The organism is Bacteroidales bacterium (assembly GCA_023228145.1).
Classification (GTDB): domain Bacteria; phylum Bacteroidota; class Bacteroidia; order Bacteroidales; family CAIWKO01; genus CAIWKO01.
The window spans coordinates 32,802-57,102 of record JALOBU010000010.1; the positions used below are offsets into that span (position 1 = coordinate 32,802).

The window sequence follows — 24,301 nt, forward strand, 5'->3', positions numbered from 1 at the left end:
TTTATTTGTTATTACAATTTTCCCCAGTTAACGATAAAACAACCGGGAACTTCCTTTTTTAATATGGCTTGAAGATTAATTGCTTCGGATTTACATACATAATTACCCAAAATCAGGCGGTAATACTCAGTTTTGCCTTTTTTTTCTACAAAAATGTATCCTTCAACTTTATATTTTACCATATATTTTTTCTGGGCAGTTTTACAATTTTCAAAAATTTTATAATACCCCATCTGAATACCGTATCCATTGAGGTTACATGTTTTAATACCTACATCATAAATAAGTTTGGCTTCTTTGTCAGAGTCAGGCAAAATACTGTCCGGCTTGTACACATTCTCAATATTGGTATAACGGTTCATTATATTGAATGAATCGGGAAGTACTTTTATTTCAATTTTGTCTATACCGCTTAACAACATGTCTATATCTGTTGCTGCCGCTTTTGACACATCAAGGATACGGTTTTTGGTGTTTGGGCCCCTGTCATTGATTTTTACAACGGTTTTTTTCTGGTTACGCAGATTGGTAACCTCAACAAAGGTATTAAAAGGCAGTGTCCGATGTGCTGCTGTGTATAGGTTTTTATCATACTTTTCCCCACTGGCTGTATTTCTTCCGTGAAATTTATCCGCATAATAGGAACACCAACCTGTTTGGTTTATCTCTTGAGCAAAAATGAAAAATGACTTAAAAAGAAAAATTAAAACAACAACTATTCTTATCAAATTAATAAGTTTTGGTCATGTCGTCTGGGACACAAATTATATAATCTGCCGCCATGATGTATTCTTGTGACAGTTTATTAATATTGTTTTGTTCAACCGTGGTAATAGTTAATATGCGCATATCCGCACTTTTTCTTTTAAGATACCACATAATGCCTTCATAATAATTAGAATGGTAGGCCCCATTATAATGCAGAAAAAGTTTTCCTTGGGCAGCGTTTGTTGCGATAAAATGTGCCATAGTGGCATCTTTAATTGCTTGTGCTTTGGGGAGGTTAGGCGACGAATGACCCCCCATATTCATTTCGAGCATTTTTTTATATTGTTCTAACTCAGGGTCGTATTCAATAGGCAGCGGAGCAATATGCTTTTTTTCTTCCTGGCTTAGAGTCAACAAGCCTTCAAAGCCTTCTTTCATAACTTGTGATGCATATTTCCGGGGTATATTTGTTGCAATAAAATTAAGGTTGGTATTACGCGCAAAATCAACAAGCGGTTTATAGTCCGTATCGTAGTTTGGCCAAAGCCTTACTTTTGTTTTGAAGGTGTCTTCATTCCAGATACCTTTAATATAATTATCAAGTCCGTTTTGATTGTCGGCTTCAAACATTTCAGCACCAAGAATCAGGTCTTGTTTTTTAGATATAAACAAATCTTTTGCCAGTTGAAGTTCAAGCCAATGAGATATGGGATTATTATGTAACTCTCCAAAAAGGACTACTTCGCAACTTAAAATATCTTTAAGCATTTTCTGATAAGTTGTTTTTTTTCCGGTAACATTATATATCTGATAGGCTGGCTTATCCACCGTCATTGATAACAAGGCTACAGATATTACTATAAGATAAAAACGAGGTTTTAGCATAAAATTTTGATTATTAGTTAAAAGAACAAATATATTAATTTTCAAAAAAACTCAGAAAATTTCTATAATGGGTGAAGTTGTGAATTGCTGAACATCAATGGTAACAAATCTGAAACATTATTAACACGGATTATTTTCCCGCTTTCACCTTTTATAAGAATTTTGAAGGAGCTATTTCCCCTTTTTTCATATTCGGCCATCACCTGGCGACAGGCACCACAGGGCGGTACCGGAAAGTTAACAGAGAAATTATCAGAGTGGGCTACCACGGCCATTAAAACAAATGATGCATCAGGATATTGTGATGACGCAGCAAACATAGCCACTCTTTCGGCACACAAACCCGAAGGATAAGCTGCATTTTCCTGATTATTGCCCGTTACTATTTTATTATTTGAAAGCAATATAGCACAACCCACATGGAATTGTGAATAAGGTGCATATGCGTTTTTGCATACGTTTTCTGCTTCACTGACCACAAGCCTTTCGGTATCATTTAATTCAGCAACAGAATCATATTCAACGTATGTAATCTTTATTAAATGTTGCTTCATGATAATTGTAAGGATTTTTTAAGCCAAAATTAAGGATTTTAAGAATTTGTTTGGGTTTTATTATCAACAAACATAAACAAACAATAAAAAAAAGTAAAAAATGTAACTCCGGCCTGTGTTTCTAATGTGTCTTCGGTAAACATGGATAACATTGCTATGAGAAAAAAAGATAAAAACAAATATTCTGATATTTTTTTTCTTTTTATAGGGGGATAGAGCAAACAAAATAAAAACAACAATAAACCCGGAACGCCAAAGGTAAGAGTTATGGTTATAAATTGATTATGAGGATGAAGTCCTGCGTCTTTTAAATGCGAATTTTCAAGATGCATTTGTGCCGTAATAACATTTTTAACATCCCCTGTTCCAACTCCTGTAAAAAAATATTTTTTAATAAGTCGAAAAGAAGTTTGCCATAATTCAATTCTTTGCATAAGTGATTGCCCCCTGGGGTCATGGGTGATTTTATAATGCTCATATTCCCACAAAACATTTTTGATTCGTTTTTCTAATCCGCCCTTTTTAACATATCCGATATTTGCCACTCCATCTTCTATTAAAGAAATTTCTTCTTTCAGAAGGCTGTTAACTCCTTCTTGATCTTTTCGCAATCCCTTTGATGTTAAGAATCTGATCAGGGTAAACTTTATAGGCTGACCTTTATAGTCTAAACTATCGAATTTTATTGTGCTGCGTTGGTTCCATGCCGGTTCTAATTCTTCATAAGACACATAAAGCCAGGTATAATATCCGTTTTCGGTCATTTTGTTATCAAAATCATGCAAATACGGATTGCCATTTTTTGTAAGATATTCTACTTTATTTTTGTCAATGATTTCTCTTTTGCTAAAGTCTTTATAAATGTTTCTCAGGTATAAAGAAACTCCTGCCATAATAATAATCAGAAAAAGAATAAAAAACACACAAGATATATGTTTTGTTTTTTTGAAAATATAAATGAATAATAACCCGATGGTGCTGATAATAAGAATGGTTATTCCAGTAAAAGATTCCAAAAAAAACAAACAATAAATAAACCAGAAAGCAACAAACAAAAAAAGTATTTTTGCCCAGGGCGGAAAAATTTGTTTTTCAAAAATCAGATAAAACAAAATAAAAATATCCAAACATACATTGAGTGAAAAACGGATATGTGAAATGTAAATAAAAACATCTCTTATGTCTGTATTATTGCCTTTATAAAACAAATAGGTGCTGGTTATACTGTAAAAAAGTGTCCCAAGAATGTGAGCATAAAGTATTAAATGGAAAGATTTCCTGTTGATTTTAGGGCTGGTTGAAATTATTATAGGAAGTGCAAGCAAGGGAATTTTAATGCGTAGGTCGTCAATAGCATGATGTAAATCGTTACTATAAAAAATTCCAACAAGATGCATTAGATAAATTAAAGTAAATATCCAGGCGGGTTTGTTTTTAAAAAAGGTTTTAAATTTTTCTTTTAACTTCCCTTCTATCAGCCAGTTGGCAAGAAGGAAAAATTGAGAAATGCTCATAACAAAAACAAACAAAGGAGTCGAAAAAGCAAGGCCGGCAAGTCCGAGAACATATAATGCAGCATGTATTTCTCGTCTGGATGGCATATTATCTTGATGTTATAAGAGAATCATTAAAAAAGGCAACAAATCATTATTTTGGCCCCTGAAGAATTTTCTGGTATTTTTCAGGGTTGTTGAGTATTTCAATGGCTTTTTTCACTTCATTATCGTCATCAAGTGAGGCCTGAATGCGTCCTTTCTGATAGTAATAAAGAGGAACAATGTACATTTTCAAAGCCCGTATGATTTCTTGTTTATATGTCATCAAATCATTTGATTTTTCAGCAATGATTTTATCTTTTAAGATTTGGTATTGGTCTTTGATTGATTCAAAATATTTTTCTTCCGTCGAAATGTTTTTAAATTCTTCAAGGCGGGCTTCACTTTCTGTTGTGTATGAATAATCTTTGTCTGTCAGATAATCAATAAAATCTGAATATTCTTTGTCCGAAATGTTGAACTCTGCCGGTGGCGATATCTCCGGATGATTTCTGTAATACGTTAAAGCAAAATCAAATAAATGATTTTTATTGATTAGTGTTATAGTGATATTGCTTAACTCAGGAACGTCCATTAAGATATCCGGCTCAATGCCACTGCCCTCATAAACTGTTCTTCCGTTTTTAGTTTTAAATGTTTTTCTAAGCGAATCTGGTAATACTGGCGCTCTGCCTTCTGTATCTTTGTTAAAATAGTCAAGAGCCTGAACACATCGACCGCTTGGAATGTAATATTTTGCAATGGTAATTTTCATCTCTGAATTATATGAAAGCGGAATGATGTTTTGAACCAGGCCTTTGCCAAATGTCCTTTGCCCGATAATAATTCCCCTGTCTAAATCCTGAATTGCACCGGCAAGAATTTCTGATGCAGAAGCTGAATATTCATCCACAAGTATCACCAGGGGAATTTTAGTGTCAACAGCTGTTGTTTGAGTTTTGTGAATATGGTTTTTGTTTTTTATTTTTCCAATCGTGCTAACCACAACCTGTCCTTTATCAACAAAAATATTCACAATACTTACGGCTTCATTCAGCAAGCCGCCTCCATTTCCCCTGAGGTCAATTATTACACCTTTGAGGTCTTTGCTTTCATTAAGTTTATTAAATGCTTCTTTAACATCTTTTGCGGCATTTTGTTTAAACTCACTTAAATTTATGTATCCTATTTTGTCTGCAACAAATCCTGAATATGGAACATTGTCGATTTTTATCTCCTGTCTAATAATTTCTTTCTCAATGGGTTTTTGTGTTGAATCACGTTCTATCAATATGGTAACAGAAGTTCCTGGTTGCCCCTTCAATGCTGTGCTAACCTCGTCAACCGTTTTCTTTTTAACCGACTTTCCATTAATTTCAAGGATTTTATCACCTGTCTTAAGACCGGCTTTATCTGCGGGCGAGTTTTCATAGGGCTCGGAAATGTAAACATAATCCCCTCTTTTATGTATTAAGGCGCCTATGCCCCCGTATTGCCCTGTGGTCATAAATTTGTAATCTTCAATATCTGCTTCCGGGATATATACTGTATAGGGGTCAAGTGATTTCAGCATAGCGTCAATAGCGGTCTTGACAAGTTGTCCGGGATTTATGTTGTCAACATAATTAGTATTGAGTTGTTTGTAAAGGGTTATAAAAACATCTATGTTTTTTGATATTTCAAAATCATTCTGATCCTGTTCCTGGGCAGAAGAAGCAAATGCCAAAGTAAGTATCAGTATTGATAAGGTAATTACACGTGTGATTTTTTGCATGTTTTTTCTTTTTATGGTACAGGGTCATACCCGCTGCCACCCCACGGATTACAAGACAGAAACCTTTTCACTGTCATCCAGCCGCCCCTGAAAGGTCCGTATTTGGTAATAGCTTCAATGCCATATGAAGAGCATGAAGGAATATATCTGCAGGAAGGCATTAAGTAAGGCGATATTGTATATTGATAGATTTTAATTAAAAAAATCAAAAAATTTCCGAGCAGTTTCATGGTGTATGATTAATACATTTCATTATACCTTGTAAAATTATAATTATTTTTTCTTCGGTTTGTTTATATGTTTCAATTATTTCACCTTTGTAAAGTAACATTAGTGCTATTTTTTTGTTTTTTTCTTTTAAAGTAACGTCAAGTATTTGTTTATTATTACGATAAGCTTCTCTTATTAAACGTTTAATTAAATTTCTGTTAGTTGATTTTTTAAATTTTTTTTTGGGAACAACTGTTAATAGCTGTATTTCCGGGATATTTTCTCCAAAAACTTCCATCCATTTTACAGTAAAAGTCGGGTAATATATTTTTTTACCCTCACTTAACAGTTTTTCAATGGATTTTTTACTGCATAAGCGTTCTTCTTTGCAGAATGAGTGCATAATAAGCTATGTTATTTATTTTTTTGCTTTTTCCAGAAAAGCGCCTATAGCCATTGGCATAGACGTAAAAACTTCGGTGGGGGCAGAAATATTAATTTTTAGCCCAAATTCTTTAGCGGCAATTTTTGTTGTATTTCCCCACGTGGCAATAATTTTTTTGTCTTGTTTAAATTTAGGAAAATTATCAAAAAGAGCTTTAATTCCAAACGGACTGAAAAAAACCAGCATATCCGCTTTGTCAACATCAATATGTTCCCTGACACACATATTGGAAATAGTGCGATAAATCATTGCCTTATGTACCGGAATCTTATTGATGTCAAGTAAGCTTACAAATTCCTGTTTGTGTCCTGCAGTACAAGGCAATAGAAAACGCTCACCGGGGTGTTTCAAAATAATGGAAATAAGTTCTTCGGGCTTTTCTTTTCCGTTGAAAATCTTTCGTTTACGATATTGTATATATTTTTGAAGATAAAATGCAGTTTTTTCGGAAACACAAAAATATTTAGTTGTTTCAGAAATAATGATACGCATTTCTTTTGCAAGTCGGAAAAAATGATCTACCGCATTATTACAGGTAAAAATAACAGCTGAATAATCTAGAATGTTGATTTTTGATTTTCTAAATTCCTGTGCAGTTACGGGTTCAATAATTATGAATTTTTTGAATATAATATTAAGGTTGTGTTTTTTTGACAACTCAAAATAGGGTGATTTTTCATAATTAGGGGGCTGAGGCTGCGAAATTATTATGTTTTTAACTTTCAAAGTGGTCGTTTTTTTGATTTATAATTAAATAATAAAAGACTAAAATTCTTGAGAATAAAAGTTACTTAATAATTTAACAGTAATAATAATTGGCAAAAATTCAACGGTGCAAAGATACAAAATAAAATAAAACAAATTGTATTGTTCAGATGATTTGGCTGCTAAAAAACTTCGGATAGTTCTGTAAATAAAAATTAAAATAATGATTACAAGTATTATAAAGAAAAAAACTTCAGTGATGGGTGCCCATAAAAAGTAAAGCAAAAAAACCGCCGGGAAAAGTAAAAAGGACTCAATAATCTGAAAAAGGGTATTGTTGGTTAGATAATCAAATGTTTCATTTGATGTTTTAAATGTTTTTTTTACAAAAAATATCATGAACATTTTGAAAACATACAAACAGAGGAAAACCAACAAACAGTAAAAGACATTACGCAAAGTAGGCTCTATTTTTATGAAAAAGTGAAGCGCTTTAATAGCAATAAAAGATAGAATAGTATAATATACTATAATAAGAGGGTAAACAAAAAAATCTTTCAGCATATTTCCCTCACGAATAATTTGATTTGTGTAATGAGGGAAGAAAAAAGCATGAAAATACTGGGTTATCTTTTTGTTTTTAATAAAAATAATTATTGTCAAAATCAAAAAGCATAACATCATCAAAAAAATAAAACCATCTGATTGTATATGCTGATTATTTGATAATGGCATTTTGACAATTTGTTTTTTCTCCGAATGAAACAAAGATGGGCAAAAAGTGCTTTCTTTCATTAAGGAAGTTTGTTTTATTCTAACAGAAGGCAAAACATCTTTTGTGTTGCCTATATAGTTTTTTTGGTTTGAAAACATGTCGGGTATTTCATCCTGCCTGAATATCTGTCCTTTGAATAATGAAATATTATCCGGGGGCAGAGGATTATTATTGTATGTCAGACTATCGTGAAACATCATTGTTTTGCAAACCTTCATAAATTTTTACAAAAATACACAAACCTGATATAAAACAACAAATTTATGAAGGTTCACGAGCAGGCTTATGTTGCGGTGGTGGGAGCGAGTAACAAAAAAATTTATAGTTTTATAAAAGAAAATTAGCTAAAAAAAACCTGATGAATTTTATAGATATTTCAGAAAAACTTTATTATCTTTTTGCTGTGTATCAATAATTTTTATTCTTTTGTTGAAATTTTTTTAATAAACCCATTATCATGAATTTACTTGAATCAATAAGTCTTAAAGCCAAGACGTTAAACAAGCGTATTGTGTTACCCGAAGGCACATCGGAGCGTACGCTGAAAGCGGCAGATATCATCTTAAAGGAAGGCCTGGCGCAACTTATCCTTCTCGGAAACATTGATGAAATAAATACACTTGAAAAAAAATTCGGGCTTGACATTTCAAAAGCAGAAAAAATTGACCCGAAAAGTTCAGGGAAAAAAGAAATCTATATTGAAAAATTAATGGAGCTTCGTAAAAGCAAGGGAATTACCCGCGAAGAAGCTACCGCCCTGATTGAACAGGACATATATTACGGGCCTATGATGATTTACATGGGCGATGCGGATGGCGAAGTAAGCGGAGCAGAACATACAACAGCGGATACCGTGAGACCGGCATTGCAGATAGTTAAAACCGCTCCGGGTATTTCTGTAGTTTCGGGAGCCATGGTGATGGTAACCAAAAAAGAACAGCTGGGCGAAAACGGAGTATTTATTTTTGCTGATGTGGCAATAACTCCCAATCCCACGGCCGAAGAACTGGCACAGATAGCCGTTTGCAGTGGAGAAACCGCTCGTTCCATAGCCGGTATCGAAAACCCACGAATTGCATTATTGTCTTTTTCCTCCAAGGGTTCTGCCAAGCACGAACTGGCGGATAAAGTGATAAAAGCAACGGAAATGGCAAAACAAATGCGTCCCGAAATGAATTTTGACGGAGAAATGCAAGCCGATGCCGCACTAATTGAGTCGGTAGGGCAGAAAAAATCCCCTGGTTCTCCGGTGGCAGGAATGGCCAATGTATTGGTATTTCCTGATTTGCAGGCTGGGAACATTGGATACAAATTAGTGGAACGTTTGGGCGATGCCGAAGCCATCGGACCGGTTTTACAAGGACTTGGCGCACCCATCAACGACCTTTCGAGGGGCTGTTCTGTGATGGATATTGTAAATCTTGTGGCAATTACCGCCTGTCAGGCGCAATAAGATAAGTAAGTGAAACGAAGTTTTAAGCTTCACTCCAGTTGCATACCAACTTCTTTTCGCACCTAACTTTTGCATGTGATGGTATGACTGCCATGTGTGGGGCTTACCGCGAAGTCATGCTGTCATTAAAAACCAAATCCATCCTTTCTCTTTTTCTCCCCTATCCATAGGGGAGATGTCAGCAATGCTGACAGAGGGGTACGCCTTGCGAAATTTTAAAACTTCGCATCAACTTAGCGCCCTTTGCGCCTCCTTTGCGTCCTTTGCGGTTAAACCTCCTCTGCAGTAGTTTAAAACTTCCCTCCGTAAAAAAATTGCCGATAAAAGATAAAAAAGTATTTTTATAAAAAATTTCAAACCACTAATTAAACAAATAATAATAAACAAATTTTATGAAAGTACTCGTATTAAATTGCGGAAGTTCATCCATCAAGTATCAACTGATAAAAATGAACAATGAAGCCGATGTTTTGGCAAAAGGGTTGTTAGAACGTGTTGGTATGGACAACAGCGAACTTACACATCAACCAAAAGGGAAAGATAAAGTTGTAAGTATTCAGCCGGTTCACGACCACACAGTGGGGATTAACCTTATTCTTGATGCACTGATGCATCCCGAACACGGCGTTATTAAAGATAAATATGAAATTGATGTGGTGGGGCACCGCGTGGTTCACGGAGGAGAAAAGTTCAGCGGAAGTGTACTTATCACGCAAGAAGTGATTGACAAAATGGAAGAATGCAGCGACCTTGCACCCCTCCACAATCCCGCTAACCTCAAAGGAATTTATGCTATTCAAAAACTATTGCCCGAAGTAAAAATGTGCGGTGTGTTTGATACGGCCTTTCACCAGACCATGCCGGAGCATTCTTATCTTTATGCTTTGCCTTATGAGTTCTATGAAAAATACAAGGTGCGCCGTTATGGATTTCACGGAACCAGCCACGGCTTTGTCGCACAAAAAGCTTGTAAAATTCTCGGAATGGATTTCAATAATGTTAATATTATTACTTGTCATCTGGGTAATGGGGCATCCATTACAGCCATCAAAAATGGTAAATCATATGAAACTTCAATGGGTTTAACCCCCGTTGAGGGCCTGATTATGGGAACACGTTGCGGCGATCTGGACTTGGGAGCATTATTATTTCTAATGGAAAAAGAAAACCTTGATTTGAAAAAAACTAACGACATCATTAATAAAAAAAGCGGGATGATGGGCTTGTCGGGAGTTTCTTCTGACATGCGCGACATTGAAGACGCCGCAAAGAAAGGAAATCACAGGGCACAACTATCTCTGAAAATGTATAATCATCGGGTTAAAAAATATATTGGAGCTTATGCCGCGGTGATGGGCGGTGTTGACCTGATTATCTTTACCGGGGGAATTGGTGAAAATGCAAGTAATACAAGATCTGGTATCATGGAAGGATTGGAATTTTTGGGAATTAATTTTGATTTTGAATTGAACAAAAATATACACGCAAAAGACGCTACTCTGACCAAAGAAGACTCAAAAGTAAAAGTTATGGTTATAACAACAAATGAAGAACTTGTAATTGCTAACGAGTCAATAAAACTTATTAGCAATTAATGAAAGCTTTTGAAACATATCTTCAGCTGATAAATAGTAAAATTGACCAACTTCAACTGGACAAAACCCCAAAAGAGTTATACGAGCCTATTGCTTATTCATTAAAAATCGGGGGAAAACGTTTACGGCCTTTGCTTACCATCTTGTCATGTGAAATGTTTGGAGGCCAGGTTATTAAGGCCTTACCGGCAGCAGTGGCTATTGAGATTTTCCACAACTTTACGTTGGTACATGACGATATAATGGACGTTGCTCCAATGCGTCGTGGCAAAGAAACTGTTTATAAAAAATGGAATACCAATATTGGTATTTTGTCCGGAGACGCCATGTTGGCAAAAGCTTTCGAACTCCTAACTGAGTTGGAAACAAAACATGTTAAGCCGGTAGTAAAATTACTTTCAGATGTTGCCATTCTTGTTTGTGAGGGCCAACAGCTTGACATGAATTATGAACACATGGAGAATATTTCGATCTCACGTTACTTGTCAATGATTAAGTTAAAAACGGCGGCTCTGGTTGCTGCAAGCCTGAAAGCCGGGGCGCTGATAGCGGAAGCTCCTGCCAATGATTGCAAAGAGATTTTTAAATTTGGAGAATCACTTGGCATGGCTTTTCAACTACAGGATGATATACTTGATGTTTTTGGAGATGAAGAAAAATTTGGGAAAAAAAGTGGAGGGGATATTATTGCCAGAAAAAAAACATATTTATATTTGAAAGCAAATGAAGTTGCAAGAGGAAAAATAAAAAAGGAACTACAATATTATTATAGTAAGAGCGATATAGATAATAAAGTTAAAATTGCTGCAGTTTCAGAAATTTATTACCAGCTTGGAATCATGAAATATGCAGAAAAAGAAATGAATAATTATTTTAAACAGGCGAAACTTCACCTTGATAACATCAAGTTACCGGAAAAAAATAAGAAAAAGCTCTCTGCACTTGCCGCAAAATTAATGGTAAGAGAATTTTAGTTTATAATATTTGCATTCTGTTTGCGTCCTGTTTAACAAAAACAAAAAACATCATTGTAAATATTACGAGGGATGATCCCCCGTAACTGATAAAAGGCAGAGGAATCCCAACAACGGGGGCAAGGCCTATCGTCATGCCAACATTAATCATAACGTGAAAGAAAATAAGGGATGCCAGTCCATATCCATAAATACGGCTGAATGCCGAGCGCTGGCGTTCAGCAATAAATAAAATTCTTAATATAAATAAAAGATACATAAGCAGTACCGTGGCGCTTCCTAAAAATCCCCATTCCTCACCAATGGTACAAAAAATAAAATCTGTATTTTGTTCGGGAACAAATTTGTACTTAGTTTGAGTACCATTTAAAAAACCTTTTCCAATAATTCCACCGGAACCAATAGCAATTTTTGATTGATTGACATTATATCCTGCATCTTTGGGGTCGTCAATTTTTCCTAAAAGAACATCTATTCTTTTTTTCTGATGAGGTTTTAATGCATATTCATAAATGGTATTTACACTTAACGAAAACCCTATTATACTAGCCACAATAAAAATATAAGTAAGAATATTCTTTTTTGTTTTACGTATTAAAAAAAATATAATTATCGCTACGCCCAAGATAAAGCTAATAATTATAAGTTTGTCGATTAAAATTGAAAGAATAAACAAGACAACTAAAGCAAAACCTATAATCAGTATGTTTCCGGATAATCCTTCACGATATAGTAAAAAAATAAAGGAAACAAATATTAGCGCAGAGCCTGTTTCATTCTGAAATAAAATTAATATAGCAGGAATTAATATGAACAATAAGCTCCGTAAACGTGTGCCAATGTCTTGTATTTTAATACCTGTTTGACTTAAAAGTGAGGCAAGAATAAGAGTTGTTGAAAATTTCGCAAATTCCAGAGGCTGAAACCTTATTGTTTCCGACAAAACAATCCAGGACTTTGAGCCATGAATTTCTTTTCCTATAAAAATAGTTAGTAATAAAAGGATAATTGAGAAAATGTAGATAACCAGCGAAAAAGTCGAAAAGAACTTAGCATCAATAATCATTATACACAAACCAATAACCAAAGCAATAATAATCCACAGGAATTGTTTCCCATAGTCCTGTGTAAAATCAAAAATACTTTTATGTTCAGGGTTATATGCTGCCGCATAAATATTAATCCAGCCGACAAGAATAAAAAAAAGAAAAATGCCCATGAGCACCCAGTCAATATTTAAAATGATATTATTTCTCCGGCTCATTGATTATTGTCAATAAATTTAGACTCCATAATTTCTTTTTCAAGGTCGGGACGTTTAACCTTTTTTGTTAGATATTTTTCTATCATAAGGCTTACCACGGGAGCAGCCCATGTTGCGCCATAACCCGAATTTTCAACAACGGCTGCAATAGCAATTTTAGGATTCTCTTTTGGGGCAAAGGCTATGAAAATGGAATGATTTTTCCCTGCATTTTGAGCTGTGCCCGTTTTACCACATACTTTTATGCTATCCATTTTAACATTTCTGGCCGTACCACCCTCTACAACACCGTACATCCCCTCAATGATATAATCAAAATACTGTGGGTTAATATTTGTTATGTATTTTTTTAGAAATTTTTTATTATAATTTGTTGGCTTACCAAAAGCCTTGACAATATGTGGTGTGTAATAATACCCCCTATTGGCAATTATTGCAGTAATATTGACAAGTTGCAGCGGGGTGAGTAAAATCTCTCCCTGCCCAATAGCAATGGAAATAACAGTTAAGGCTCTCCAGCGATTTTCCCCAAAATATTTATCATAATAATTTCTTGTTGGTATATTTCCATCTGACTCGCTGGGCAAGTCAACACCTAATTTTTTGCCAAGCCCCAGACTTAAAGCATGGTTTCTCCACGCCTCAAAAGCCTCACTTGTATTTTTGTATTTTTTGTTTTCTAATGTTGTTTTAAGAACTTTACAGAAATATGCATTACAAGATGTTTGAATTGCCCCGTAAAGGTTTAATGGAGAAGAATGAGCATGGCATTTAACCATTTTGCCATTTCCCAAGGGAAATCCCCCATAACAGGGGTATGCTGTTGTGTTGGTTAAAACTCCTTCCTGTAATCCGATTAATCCTGTTATAGGTTTAAATGTTGACCCGGGGGGATAACGCCCTGATAACGCCCTGTTAAATAATGGCAAATTTTTGTCTGAAATCAGTTTAAAGTAATTTTTAGTTCTTTCACGGCCCACAAGCAGATTAGGATCGTATGACGGGCTGGATGATATAGCAATAATTCCCCCTGTTTTCGGGTCAATGGCAACAACACTTCCACGCTTGTTTTGCAATAACATCTCAGCATACGATTGTAGCTCAATATCCATGCTTGTGTATAAATCTTGCCCGGCTTTTGCTTCAACATCAAATTTACCATTCATATAACTTCCCATATCTCTACCATGGACATCAACCATAATGATGCGATACCCTTTTTTCCCGCGCAATTCTATTTCATAGGATTTTTCAAGGCCGCTCAAACCAATGTAGTCTCCCGGCCTGTAATATTTATCTTCTTCAAGGATTTCGGGCCAAACTTCTCCGATATATCCCAGAACTTGTGCCGCATAAGGCTGCGGGTAGTTTCGAATAGTTCGTGCCTGTATGTAAAAACCCGGATAATTGATTAGTTTTTCCTGAAGTATCCCATATATTTCTTTGGTTAATTTTTCTTCAATAATGGATGGCAGAAACCCGGAATATTTTATGGCATTATTAAGCCGTTTCTGGAAAGTAACTTTATCTATTCCTGTTAAATTACAAAGAGTATTAGTATCAAATATTCCTTTAATCTGTCTTGGAATAACCATCAAATCGTAAGTCGCTTCATTATATAGTAAGGGTTTGCCGTTGCAATCATACACCAAACCCCTTGCAGGATATTCTGTTATGTAGCGGAATACGTTATTTTTAGCTGACGATTTATAACTCTCGTCTATTATCTGAAGAAGGAAAAGCCTTACAATAAAAATAAGAATAATAACCAGAAATATTGCACTTATTACATGTCTTCTGGGCGAATAACTTTTTTTGACAGTCATTTTGCTAAAAAAACAAAATTAATGAAATATCAGGACAAGCTAATCAATAAAGATTTTAGAAAAAACTTGTTTTTATAAAATTAATAATTTTAAATTTGCCAAATAGTTAAACCAATTGGTTAATTTTTTGTGAAAAAGAAACAACATAAAACACACAGTACTCAGGAAATAATTTTTGAGGCGGCAAAAAAAGTTTTTGTGGAAAAAGGTTTTGATGGTGCACGCATGCAGAATATTGCCGATGAAGCAGGCATTAACAAAGCCTTGCTGCATTATTACTTTCGGAGTAAGGAGAAATTATTTGACTATATTTTTGATGAATCGTTTAAAAAATTTTTTCCCCAAATATCTTTAATTATGTTTTCTGAACTGCAGTTTGAGGAAAAAATAAAATCTTTTGTTTCACATTATATTGATACACTTTTACAAAACCCGCATATACCTGTTTTTGTATTGCATGAGCTAAAAAGAAAACCTGAAAGAATACTTAATATAATTAAGAATTCAGGCATTCATCCGGAACAAACCAGCCAATTACTACAAAAAGAAATTGATGAGGGAAAAATAAACCCCATACCCATGGAGCACCTTATTGTGAACATGATAGGCTTGTGTCTTTTCCCGTTTATTGGCAGACCGATCATTGAAGGATTTATTTTTAAAGGCAATAAGAGAGCTTTCGACCATTTTATTGAAGACAGAAAAGTTATGGTTGCAGAATTCATTATTAACTCAATAAAAAAATAATAAATGTTATGAAACGAATATTGCTGATGTTTTTTATTTTTCCACAAACAATGTGTTTTCCACAAAATGCAGATACAATAAGCCTTAATTATTGCCAGCAACTGGCTCTTGATAATTATCCGCTTATTAAACAGAAAAGCCTTTTGTCGGAAGCCTCGGAGCTGAAGATAAAAAACCTTAATACATATTTTTTTCCACAGTTATCGTTGAACGGGCAGCTTACGTATCAGTCGGCAGTAACAGAAATTCCGGAAATTAGCCCCCTGTTTGAATCTCCTTCGATGAGCAAGGATCAGTATCGGTTAACCCTTGATTTAAATCAGGTACTTTGGGATGGTGGAACTATAGGAGCACAAAAGAAACTGGAGTCTGCAAACCTGCAAGCAGAACAAATGAATATTGAGGTGGAGGTTTTAAAGATAAAAGAACAAATAAACAAGCTATATTTTAATATATTGCTCGCTCAACAAAATGAAAAAGTAATCAAAAACATACAAGAAGACATAAAATCTAAATTAAAAAAGGCAGAAGCCGGTGTTAAAAATGAAATTCTTTTGCAAAGTAATGCCGATATTTTTAAAGCCGAAATTGTTAAAACCGAACAACAACTTATAGAACTGACGGCTATGAAAAATATTGCATTAACAATGTTGTCGGAATATATAAATCGGCCGCTTTTTGAATATACGGTATTGCAATTTCCCGACGATATTATCATTGATTTGATTTATGATAATAAACGCCCCGAAATGCAGCTGCTCGATTTACAGGACAATAAATTGGATCTTTCAAAAAATTTATTAAATACCAGAGTAACCCCGCGTTTTTATGCTTTTGGACAGGGTGGCTATGGAAGGCCGGGATTTAACATGCTGTCTGACGACTTTGATTTTTTTTACATAGTAGGGGCCAAAATGAGCTGGAATATCTCTGAGTTTTATCAATATAGAAAAGGAAAACGAATTATAGATTTACAGAAGAACATTCTAAATACTCAAAAAGAAACATTTGATAAAAATTTAAAAATTGCATCACAAAAAGATGCAGCAGATGTCATAAAATACAAACAACTTATTTCAAAAGACGAAGAAATAATCAGTCTCAGAAGTAATATCACCAATACGGCATCCAAGCAACTTGAAAATGGTATCATTACCCCAACGGAATATATTACGGAATTAAATGCAGAAATGCAGGCAAGATTAAATCTGGAAACACACAAGATACAAATGAAACTGGCCGAAATAAATTACATGAATCTCATGGGAAAACTTTAATAATTTTTACAGATAGTATGACAAATTAAAAAAAAACACAAATGAAAAAATATTTATTTATCATCGGCATTACAATATTCACAGCCTGTTCTGGAGATAATAACAAAGCCGATGCTTACGGAAATTTTGAAGCCGAAGAAACAATTATCTCTTCTGAAGTTTATGGGAAAATAATACGGCTAAACTTAGAAGAAGGTATGGACTTAGAAAAAGGAGACACTTTGGGCTTAATTGATACAACGGAATATCAGTTAAAGAAAGAACAATTAATGGCACAAAAAAATGCTATTTCTGACAAGTCAGCTAATATCGCATCGCAAATGGAAGTATATCAGCAACAAATAAATAATTTGCTTATTGACAAAGGCCGTATCGAAAAGCTTTATAAAGATGGGGCTGCCACAAAAAAACAGCTGGATGATATCATTGGAGCAATTGACGTTATTGAAAAACAGAAGGTGTCAATACAAACTCAAAGCGGAAGTATAGATGATGAAATACTTACCATTTCCAAACAAATAGAACAGGTAAATCAGAACATACGAAAATGTTATCTTATCTGCCCTGTTTCCGGAACCATATTAAGCAAATACATTCAACTTAATGAATTGGCAACACCCGGGAAACCACTATATAAAATATCAGACATGAGCCATGTTTTTCTGCGGGCATATATAAGCGAACCTCAGCTGGCAGAGGTAAAACTAAATCAAAAAGCAGAAGTTATTATAGATATAAGTAAAGGAAATACTGCAAAATATGAAGGCATTTTAACATGGGTATCTTCTACCGCAGAATTTACTCCAAAAATAATTCAGACGAAAGAAGAGCGCGTTAATTTGGTTTATGCCGTAAAAGTAAAAGTTAAAAATGATGGCGCACTTAAAATAGGGATGCCCGGAGAGGTTAACTTTAATAAAAAATAGATACCCGGATTTAACAAACAAAGAGAACAAAGAGGGATATGAAACAAAATCGGGAATAAAGATGAATAGTGTTGAGGCTTTAAATATCTGTAAGAAATATGAAAAAGTGCAAGCGCTTCAGAATGTTTCTGTCAGTGTGAAAAGCGGGGAATTGTTTGGCTTCATCGGCCCTGACGGGGCGGGCAAAACTACTCTCTTTAAAATATTTGTTTCTTTAATGGTTCCTGATGAGGGAACAGCAACCGTTTGTGGTTTTAACACAATAAAAGATTATAAAAAACTCAGGAACATTATTGGTTATATGCCGGGAAAATTTTCTCTTTATCAGGACTTGACTGTTGAAGAGAATCTTAATTTTTTTGCAACAATTTTCGGGACCACCATACAAGAAAACTACCATTTGATAAAAGATATTTACGGCCAGATAGAACCGTTTAAAAACCGTCGTGCAGGAGCTTTGTCAGGAGGGATGAAACAAAAATTGGCCTTGTCGTGTGCCATGATTCATAAACCAGAAATACTTTTTCTTGACGAACCAACCACGGGAGTAGATGCCGTTTCTCGCAAAGAATTTTGGGAAATGTTGCACAGGCTTAAAGATGCGGGTATCACAATAATTGTATCCACCCCCTATATGGATGAAGCTTTGTTATGCGATCGTATTGCAATGATACAGGCTGGAAATATTTTAATAACAGGAACTCCCGGCGAAATAATAGCCGGCTTTCATAAAACAGTATTTGCTATTAAATCTAAAAATACTTACAAATTAATCCGGCACCTTGCACACTTAAATTGTTGTGAGAATGTTTACCCTTTTGGCCAATACCTGCATTTTATTCCGAAAAACAGTAACATGAATCCCTTAGAGCTGTCAGCGAATATTTCGGATACCTACCCGGATGTTGAGATTTTGAAGGTAAAGCCCGACATTGAAGATTGTTTTATCAACCTGATGAAAGAAACAAAATGAACCACACAGAGTCTGTTATCAAAGTCAGGAATCTTGTAAAAAAATTCGGAGATTTTATTGCAAATGACCGTCTGAATTTTGATGTGTATAAAGGCGAAATATTCGGATTTTTAGGTGCCAACGGAGCAGGAAAAACCACCGCCATGAAAATTTTGTGCGGACTGTCAAAACCAAGCTCCGGAGAGGCCGTAGTTGCTGGTTATGATGTTTACAAAGAACCGAATAAAATAAAGAATTGTATCGGTTACATGAGCCAGAAATTTTCTTTATATGAAGACCTTACTGTAAAAGAAAACATACGGTTTTTTGGTGGAATATATGGAATGAACCGCAGGCAGATAAAGTTAAAAAGCCGGCAACTTATTGACAAACTTGGCTTAACAAATGCTGCCGACAAATTAATCGCAGAATTACCATTAGGATGGAGACAGAAACTTGCTTTTTCAATAGCACTTGTGCACGACCCCGATATTGTATTTTTAGACGAGCCAACAAGCGGTGTTGACCCGATTACACGCCGGCAATTCTGGGAACTTATTTATGAAGCGGCTCACGAAGGTGTTACCATATTTCTGACTACTCATTATATGGATGAAGCCGAATATTGCGACAGGGTTACTATCATGGTTGACGGAAGAATTGAAGCGTTAGACTCCCCGGCAAATCTGAAAAAAACTTATAATGCAGGGTCTATGAATGAAGTTTTTTTAAAATTAGCAAGAAGCCAGGAACTAACTAAGGAATATTTTAACAGTTAAACAAACTAACAGTGATACATTTTATAGGTTTTGTTAAGAAAGAGTTTCATCATATTTTTCGCGACAAACGAACGCTTATCATTCTTTTTGCCTTGCCTGTTGTACAGATGTTTCTTTTTGGGTATATAATCACAACTGAGGTTAGAAATGCGCATATTGCTATTCTTGACAATTCAAAGGACAAAACCACCCGAAAAATAATTGATAAACTAAATTCTTCCGATTTTTTTATAATAACAAAATATCTCAATAATGAAAAGGAGATTGAAAATTGTTTCCGGAAAGGGCAAGCCAAAGAAGTTGTAATTTTTGAACCAGGATTTGCACAGAAATTGTTAAGAGAAAAAACTGCTTCGGTTCATCTTATAGCCGACGCCTCTGATGCCAATTCAGCAAATCTTGTAATAAATTATACGGCTGGCATTATAAATGATTTTATCAGGAAAGAAAACGCTTCGGCAGCAATACCCGTGCAAATTATTCCCGAATCAAGAATGCTCTATAATCCCGAACTAAAAGGAGTTTATATGTTTGTCCCGGGAACCATGGCAATGATACTTGTATTGATTTGTGCCCTCCTTACTTCGGTTAGTATTGTACGAGAAAAAGAGATGGGGACAATGGAGGTTTTGCTGATATCACCACTTAAGCCCACTCAGATTATTTTTGGGAAAGTAACACCCTATGTGCTATTATCAATTATCAATGTTATTACAATTCTGCTGATGAGTAATTTTGTTTTTGGTTTGCCGGTGCAGGGCAGCATCACTTTGCTTTTGGCAGAATGTGTGTTGTTTATCGTACTTGCTCTGTCTATGGGGATATTTATTTCTTCAATGGCCAACACCCAACAGACAGCTATGGTTGGAGCCATGCTGGGGTTAATGCTTCCAACCATATTGCTTTCAGGTTTTATTTTCCCTATTGATAATATGCCGGGATGGATACAATGGATTTGTTATATAAATCCTACAACGTGGTTTATTATAATATTAAAAAATATTATGCTCAAAGGGCTTGGGTTTTTAAGTGTCTGGAAAGAAACACTTATACTCTTCGGATTGACAGTTTTTTTATTAGTTGTCAGCATAAAAAAGTTTAAAATCAGGCTTAAAGCTTAGGTATTATTGTAAAAATGCGAACGATATTATTCATATTGCAAAAAGAGTTTATACAGATACGGCGCAACCGGATGATGATACCGATAATCTTTGTTCTTCCCTTGGTACAGTTGCTCATTCTTGTAAATGCAGCCAATATGGAAATGAAACACATCAAAATGTGCATAGTGGATAATGACTTAAGCAGTTCGTCTCGCTTATTGGCAGGGAAGTTTAGCAATTCCAGATTTTTTACCGTTAAAGGCAATACATTCAACCTGAATGATGCCATGAAACAAATTGAAAATGACGAAGCGGATATGATACTTAATGTTCCTTCTGGTTTTGAGCGTACCTTGCTGCGCGAAAATTCTGCCAAAGTGCAATTACTGTTTAATGCTATAAATGGAACGGTAGCGGGTATTAGTAATGCTTATGCCAGCCAGATTATTGCCGGATATAATCAAGAGATTATTTCAAAGTGGTTTAAAGTTTCGGATATACCGGTGGGTATAAGCATGATAAACATTATTCCTTCTTTCTGGTACAATCCCGATATGAATTACAAAATCTTCATGGTTCCGGCCATATTGGTGCTTTTAGTAACAATTATCGGAGTGGCACTGGCAGCCATGAACATTATCAGGGAAAAAGAAATGGGAAATATTGAGCAAATAAATGTAACACCCATAAGAAAAATACATTTTATTATCGGGAAACTTCTTCCATTTTGGATTATTGCCCTTGTGATGCTTTCTTTTGGCCTTTTTATCGGGAAGATAATTTATGATATTCCTATTGAAGGGAATCTGGGCTTGCTTTTTGGTGTTGCCGGTATATATCTTTTGTTGATGCAGGGCTTCGGGCTGATGATTTCAAATACGGCATCTACCATGCAACAGGCTTTATTTGGTGCTTTTGGATTTCTTATCGTGTTTATCATGATGAGCGGAATTTTTACACCGACAGAAAGCATGCCTCATTGGGCACAGATAATTAATTATGGCAATCCCATTGCTTATTTCATGAAGCTTATCCGCATGATATTACTTAAAGGCTCAGGCTTTGCCGATATTTATAAAGACTTCATGATATTGTTGGGATATGGACTAATTGTAATTACAATAGCCATTGTGAGATATCGTAAAGTTACATGATATTGTTAAAATGTCTTACCCCGATTTTATTTCATATAATCAAAAAGTGACTTGACTGAAATAGCTTTTTTCAGGTCTTCTAATGTTTCTAATGTTTTCACAGAAATACTTACTGAGGAGCCCGGCATCATATCAAAAAAATTGTCGGATAATTCAACTTCCCGGCTGTCGCAATTTTCAAAACTTATAAATACATTTTTTGCAAGTTTTTTTGCGCTTAATGTAATTTCATATTCCTTACCGACAGCGATAATATTGTACGTTATTCCAGGATTTTCAAGCAACAAATCTTTTGCTGCCTTAAAATAAAGAAAATTCTGTGATAAGATTTTTCCGTTGGAGAAAACCGAAGCTGTCATTACGAGAGACCCGTGTTTAGAGGCATCACCCAGTATCAATGTTTTATCAACTTTCTCTGCGATTCTCGTCGTACAAGCTTTAATAGTGAGATATTTTTTTTCTTCCCAGCGAATGTTCCCTTTAAAGTCAATAAGCTTTAATTCAAGCTCTCCTTGAATATTTTGTAGCTTATCAGAAGTAACATAAATAAAAATTTTATTTTTATTTTCAAGGCTGATTAAAACATCATCATATGCTTTTTTAATAAAAAAATGCAGGGCTTTTTTGTTGTGATAGTAATCTACGCCCGACCATGAAGCAGCAGGTAGAAAATCATTCAATTGCCAATATGAAACGCCATGAACTCTGGTAGTGGATGAACGGCCGGATTCAACAGACGATTTAATTTTATATGCTTGTGCCAACTGGCTGAAATAAATATATTCGTCAATATTTTCGGGCAATTTGTATTCTTGCACAATGTCGTTTTTTATGATGTTAAAATCAGGAATGTTTTTTTGAAAATACTTAAGGGTATCAAATGGTTGGAGCAAATCTTTTTTTTCTAACATTTTCAGCAAAGTTCCTTTTTCGGGAAAACTCCAAAATCCGGAGTAGTTAATTAATTCCCCAAAAGTTTCTGTTTTTTCATAATCTGGAAATAAAAAGCAACTCGTGTCTTGAAATTGTATTTTGTTTTTATTGTTTATTTGCTCGTTGCCGGAAGAAGAAAAAAGGAAATACAATCTTCCGGAGTCTAAGCTGTTAACCAACCCGGGTATAATTTCATAAAACACATTTTGAGATTTGTTTCTAATATTATTATTGTCACGTAAATTTTCGCGGGTTTTATTAATAAGGTTTTTATTGTAAGAAATTTCGTCTGAATTAGTATTTACTCCCCACAAAGCAATACACGGATGATTTCTTAATCGTTTAATGTTTTGTTCTATTTCTTTTTTAACACCACTCACCAAAACACTATCATTTGTGTACAACGCACTTGTAAACATAAAATCCTGTAGTACAAGAATACCATATTTATCGCATAGTTCATAAAAAACATCATTTTCATAAACTCCACCGCCACAAACTCGGAGCATATTAATGTTTGATTCCTTTGCCAGAGAAATTATTTTTTTATATTGTCGCTCAGAGATTTCTGACAAAAATATGTTTTGAGGAACATAATTTGATCCTTTCAGAAAAACAGCTTCTCCATTAATTTTGATGAAAACAGATTCGCCGGCTTCATAATTTTCTTTTTTTATTTCAATGGTTCGTAACCCAAAATTCAATTGCTTTGAAGCAATAATTTGTTTCCCGATATAAATATTGATAAGAAATTTGTAAAAATGAGGGTTCCCCAAATTATGAACCCACCAAAGAATGGGGTTTATAATTGAAAAATTCAGCATACAATTATTGCTTCCTTTGTTAAGCGAAAACTTATCCAGGGCATACAGATTTTTATTATCTGCACCTTCAATTTTTATTACAACTTCTTGTTCGGTATCTGATAAAATTTGTGTCTTTAATGTGAGTTCGGCTTTTTCTTTAGATAATGAATTTTGAACGAGCTGTACATCCTCAATTTGCAAATTGTTCCATATATTCAAGTATATTGGACGCCATATACCGGTTGTTATAATTTCAGTACTGTATTCCCCCAAAAACCGGAATTGTACTTTTCGGGCAAATATCTGCTCAGAAGTTGGAAGAGCTTGATTCATTTGTTTAGTTTCATCTTTCCCGTGTAAAACTATTGGTTCAAAAACTATTTTAAGCTCATTATTGCCTTTTATTAAATAATTTTTTATGTCGGCGCTCCACTGGCAAAACATATTATTCGCAGTAAAAACAAGGTTTTGGTTCACATAAACCTTTGCGTAAGTATCAAGCCCTTCACAAACAAGTTCAACGTGATTGTTTTTCAACAAGTTATCATCTGCCTGAAAAATTGTATGATATTCCCATGTCTTGCTTTCAATCCATTGGATGTTTTTATCGTTACAAGCATAAAAGGGGACATCAATTATTTTATTGTTGTAAAGATCCTTGTAAACAGAGCCGGGAACTTTAGCAGGTAACCATTGATGAGTCTCAGATTCCGAAAACTTCCAATTTTCATTTAATACTATTTTTTTAAAAGTTTGGGCGTTTAAAAGCGAAAAATAACAGATAAACAAAAAAAACAAAAGGATTTTTTTCAGCATGATAATTTTAATATTGTCCCGTTAAAATTAAAACATTTTTAATTGATTGCGATTAAGTTCCGTAACATTTTACTGACGCGCAGATTGAGGGAAGTCATGTTGTTG

The 24,301-nt window shown here is 34.7% G+C and carries 22 protein-coding genes; 10 read left to right on the forward strand and 12 right to left on the reverse strand.

Annotated elements, in window-relative coordinates; all coding sequences use genetic code 11:
• Nucleotides 1-11 precede the first annotated feature (11 nt).
• The 9 genes from M0R16_06605 to M0R16_06645 all read right to left on the reverse strand — a co-directional run bounded on the left by M0R16_06605 (nt 12) and on the right by M0R16_06645 (nt 7,791).
• Nucleotides 12-728, reverse strand: a complete 717-nt coding sequence (locus M0R16_06605; protein MCK9612555.1) for a septal ring lytic transglycosylase RlpA family protein — start codon at nt 726-728, stop codon at nt 12-14.
• Between the two features lies 1 nt (nt 729).
• Entirely contained in the window at nt 730-1,593 is an 864-nt protein-coding gene (locus M0R16_06610; protein MCK9612556.1) for a ChaN family lipoprotein, read from the reverse strand.
• Between the two features lie 62 nt (nt 1,594-1,655).
• Nucleotides 1,656-2,147: a cytidine deaminase gene (cdd, locus tag M0R16_06615; GenBank protein MCK9612557.1), complete on the reverse strand. Its 492-nt coding sequence runs from the start codon at nt 2,145-2,147 to the stop codon at nt 1,656-1,658.
• Nucleotides 2,148-2,185: 38 nt separating this feature from the next.
• The gene (locus tag M0R16_06620; GenBank protein ID MCK9612558.1) at nt 2,186-3,748 is read right to left on the reverse strand and encodes an O-antigen ligase family protein; all 1,563 of its coding nucleotides are present in this window, start codon (nt 3,746-3,748) and stop codon (nt 2,186-2,188) included.
• 46 nt (nt 3,749-3,794) lie between these two features.
• A complete protein-coding gene (locus M0R16_06625; protein MCK9612559.1) occupies nt 3,795-5,456 on the reverse strand; it encodes a S41 family peptidase in 1,662 nt (553 codons plus the stop codon).
• Between the two features lie 11 nt (nt 5,457-5,467).
• A complete protein-coding gene (yidD, locus tag M0R16_06630) occupies nt 5,468-5,686 on the reverse strand; it encodes a membrane protein insertion efficiency factor YidD (protein MCK9612560.1) in 219 nt (72 codons plus the stop codon).
• A complete protein-coding gene (locus tag M0R16_06635) occupies nt 5,683-6,069 on the reverse strand; it encodes a ribonuclease P protein component (protein ID MCK9612561.1) in 387 nt (128 codons plus the stop codon). The genes yidD and M0R16_06635 overlap by 4 nt, the downstream gene beginning before the upstream one ends.
• 15 nt (nt 6,070-6,084) lie before the next feature.
• Nucleotides 6,085-6,837 (reverse strand): uroporphyrinogen-III synthase, encoded by a 753-nt coding sequence (locus tag M0R16_06640; GenBank protein ID MCK9612562.1) that lies wholly within the window; start codon nt 6,835-6,837, stop codon nt 6,085-6,087.
• Nucleotides 6,838-6,876: 39 nt separating this feature from the next.
• Nucleotides 6,877-7,791 carry a DUF4271 domain-containing protein gene (locus M0R16_06645; GenBank protein ID MCK9612563.1) on the reverse strand — a complete coding sequence of 305 codons (915 nt, stop codon included), beginning with the start codon at nt 7,789-7,791 and terminating at the stop codon, nt 6,877-6,879.
• Between the two features lie 257 nt (nt 7,792-8,048).
• Here M0R16_06645 and pta point away from each other — a divergent pair, with 257 nt between their 5' ends.
• The 3 genes from pta to M0R16_06660 all read left to right on the forward strand — a co-directional run bounded on the left by pta (nt 8,049) and on the right by M0R16_06660 (nt 11,613).
• Nucleotides 8,049-9,044 (forward strand): phosphate acetyltransferase, encoded by a 996-nt coding sequence (gene pta, locus M0R16_06650; GenBank protein ID MCK9612564.1) that lies wholly within the window; start codon nt 8,049-8,051, stop codon nt 9,042-9,044.
• Between the two features lie 392 nt (nt 9,045-9,436).
• Nucleotides 9,437-10,639 (forward strand): acetate kinase, encoded by a 1,203-nt coding sequence (locus M0R16_06655; GenBank protein MCK9612565.1) that lies wholly within the window; start codon nt 9,437-9,439, stop codon nt 10,637-10,639.
• A complete protein-coding gene (locus M0R16_06660) occupies nt 10,639-11,613 on the forward strand; it encodes a polyprenyl synthetase family protein (protein ID MCK9612566.1) in 975 nt (324 codons plus the stop codon). Before M0R16_06655 ends, M0R16_06660 begins: the two co-directional genes overlap by 1 nt.
• Before the next feature lies 1 nt (nt 11,614).
• Here the strand turns inward: M0R16_06660 and rodA are convergent, their stop codons facing one another.
• Both rodA and mrdA read right to left on the reverse strand, forming a co-directional pair.
• A complete protein-coding gene (gene rodA / locus M0R16_06665; GenBank protein MCK9612567.1) occupies nt 11,615-12,877 on the reverse strand; it encodes a rod shape-determining protein RodA in 1,263 nt (420 codons plus the stop codon).
• Nucleotides 12,874-14,703, reverse strand: a complete 1,830-nt coding sequence (mrdA, locus tag M0R16_06670) for a penicillin-binding protein 2 (GenBank protein MCK9612568.1) — start codon at nt 14,701-14,703, stop codon at nt 12,874-12,876. Before mrdA ends, rodA begins: the two co-directional genes overlap by 4 nt.
• Before the next feature lie 198 nt (nt 14,704-14,901).
• Here mrdA and M0R16_06675 point away from each other — a divergent pair, with 198 nt between their 5' ends.
• From M0R16_06675 to M0R16_06705, 7 genes are all read left to right on the forward strand, one after another.
• Entirely contained in the window at nt 14,902-15,450 is a 549-nt protein-coding gene (locus tag M0R16_06675) for a TetR/AcrR family transcriptional regulator (protein ID MCK9612569.1), read from the forward strand.
• Nucleotides 15,451-15,458: 8 nt separating this feature from the next.
• The gene (locus M0R16_06680) at nt 15,459-16,727 is read left to right on the forward strand and encodes a TolC family protein (protein MCK9612570.1); all 1,269 of its coding nucleotides are present in this window, start codon (nt 15,459-15,461) and stop codon (nt 16,725-16,727) included.
• A gap of 41 nt (nt 16,728-16,768) precedes the next feature.
• Nucleotides 16,769-17,653 (forward strand): efflux RND transporter periplasmic adaptor subunit, encoded by an 885-nt coding sequence (locus M0R16_06685; GenBank protein MCK9612571.1) that lies wholly within the window; start codon nt 16,769-16,771, stop codon nt 17,651-17,653.
• Nucleotides 17,654-17,714: 61 nt separating this feature from the next.
• Nucleotides 17,715-18,626, forward strand: coding sequence for an ABC transporter ATP-binding protein (locus M0R16_06690; protein MCK9612572.1), 912 nt, complete (start codon nt 17,715-17,717; stop codon nt 18,624-18,626).
• Complete coding sequence (locus M0R16_06695; GenBank protein ID MCK9612573.1) at nt 18,623-19,384, forward strand: ABC transporter ATP-binding protein; 762 nt, start codon at nt 18,623-18,625, stop codon at nt 19,382-19,384. Before M0R16_06690 ends, M0R16_06695 begins: the two co-directional genes overlap by 4 nt.
• 11 nt (nt 19,385-19,395) lie before the next feature.
• Complete coding sequence (locus M0R16_06700; GenBank protein ID MCK9612574.1) at nt 19,396-20,505, forward strand: ABC transporter permease; 1,110 nt, start codon at nt 19,396-19,398, stop codon at nt 20,503-20,505.
• A 14-nt stretch (nt 20,506-20,519) separates the two neighbouring features.
• Nucleotides 20,520-21,641, forward strand: a complete 1,122-nt coding sequence (locus tag M0R16_06705; protein MCK9612575.1) for an ABC transporter permease — start codon at nt 20,520-20,522, stop codon at nt 21,639-21,641.
• A 26-nt stretch (nt 21,642-21,667) separates the two neighbouring features.
• Here the strand turns inward: M0R16_06705 and M0R16_06710 are convergent, their stop codons facing one another.
• Complete coding sequence (locus M0R16_06710) at nt 21,668-24,196, reverse strand: hypothetical protein (protein ID MCK9612576.1); 2,529 nt, start codon at nt 24,194-24,196, stop codon at nt 21,668-21,670.
• Nucleotides 24,197-24,301 lie beyond the last annotated feature (105 nt).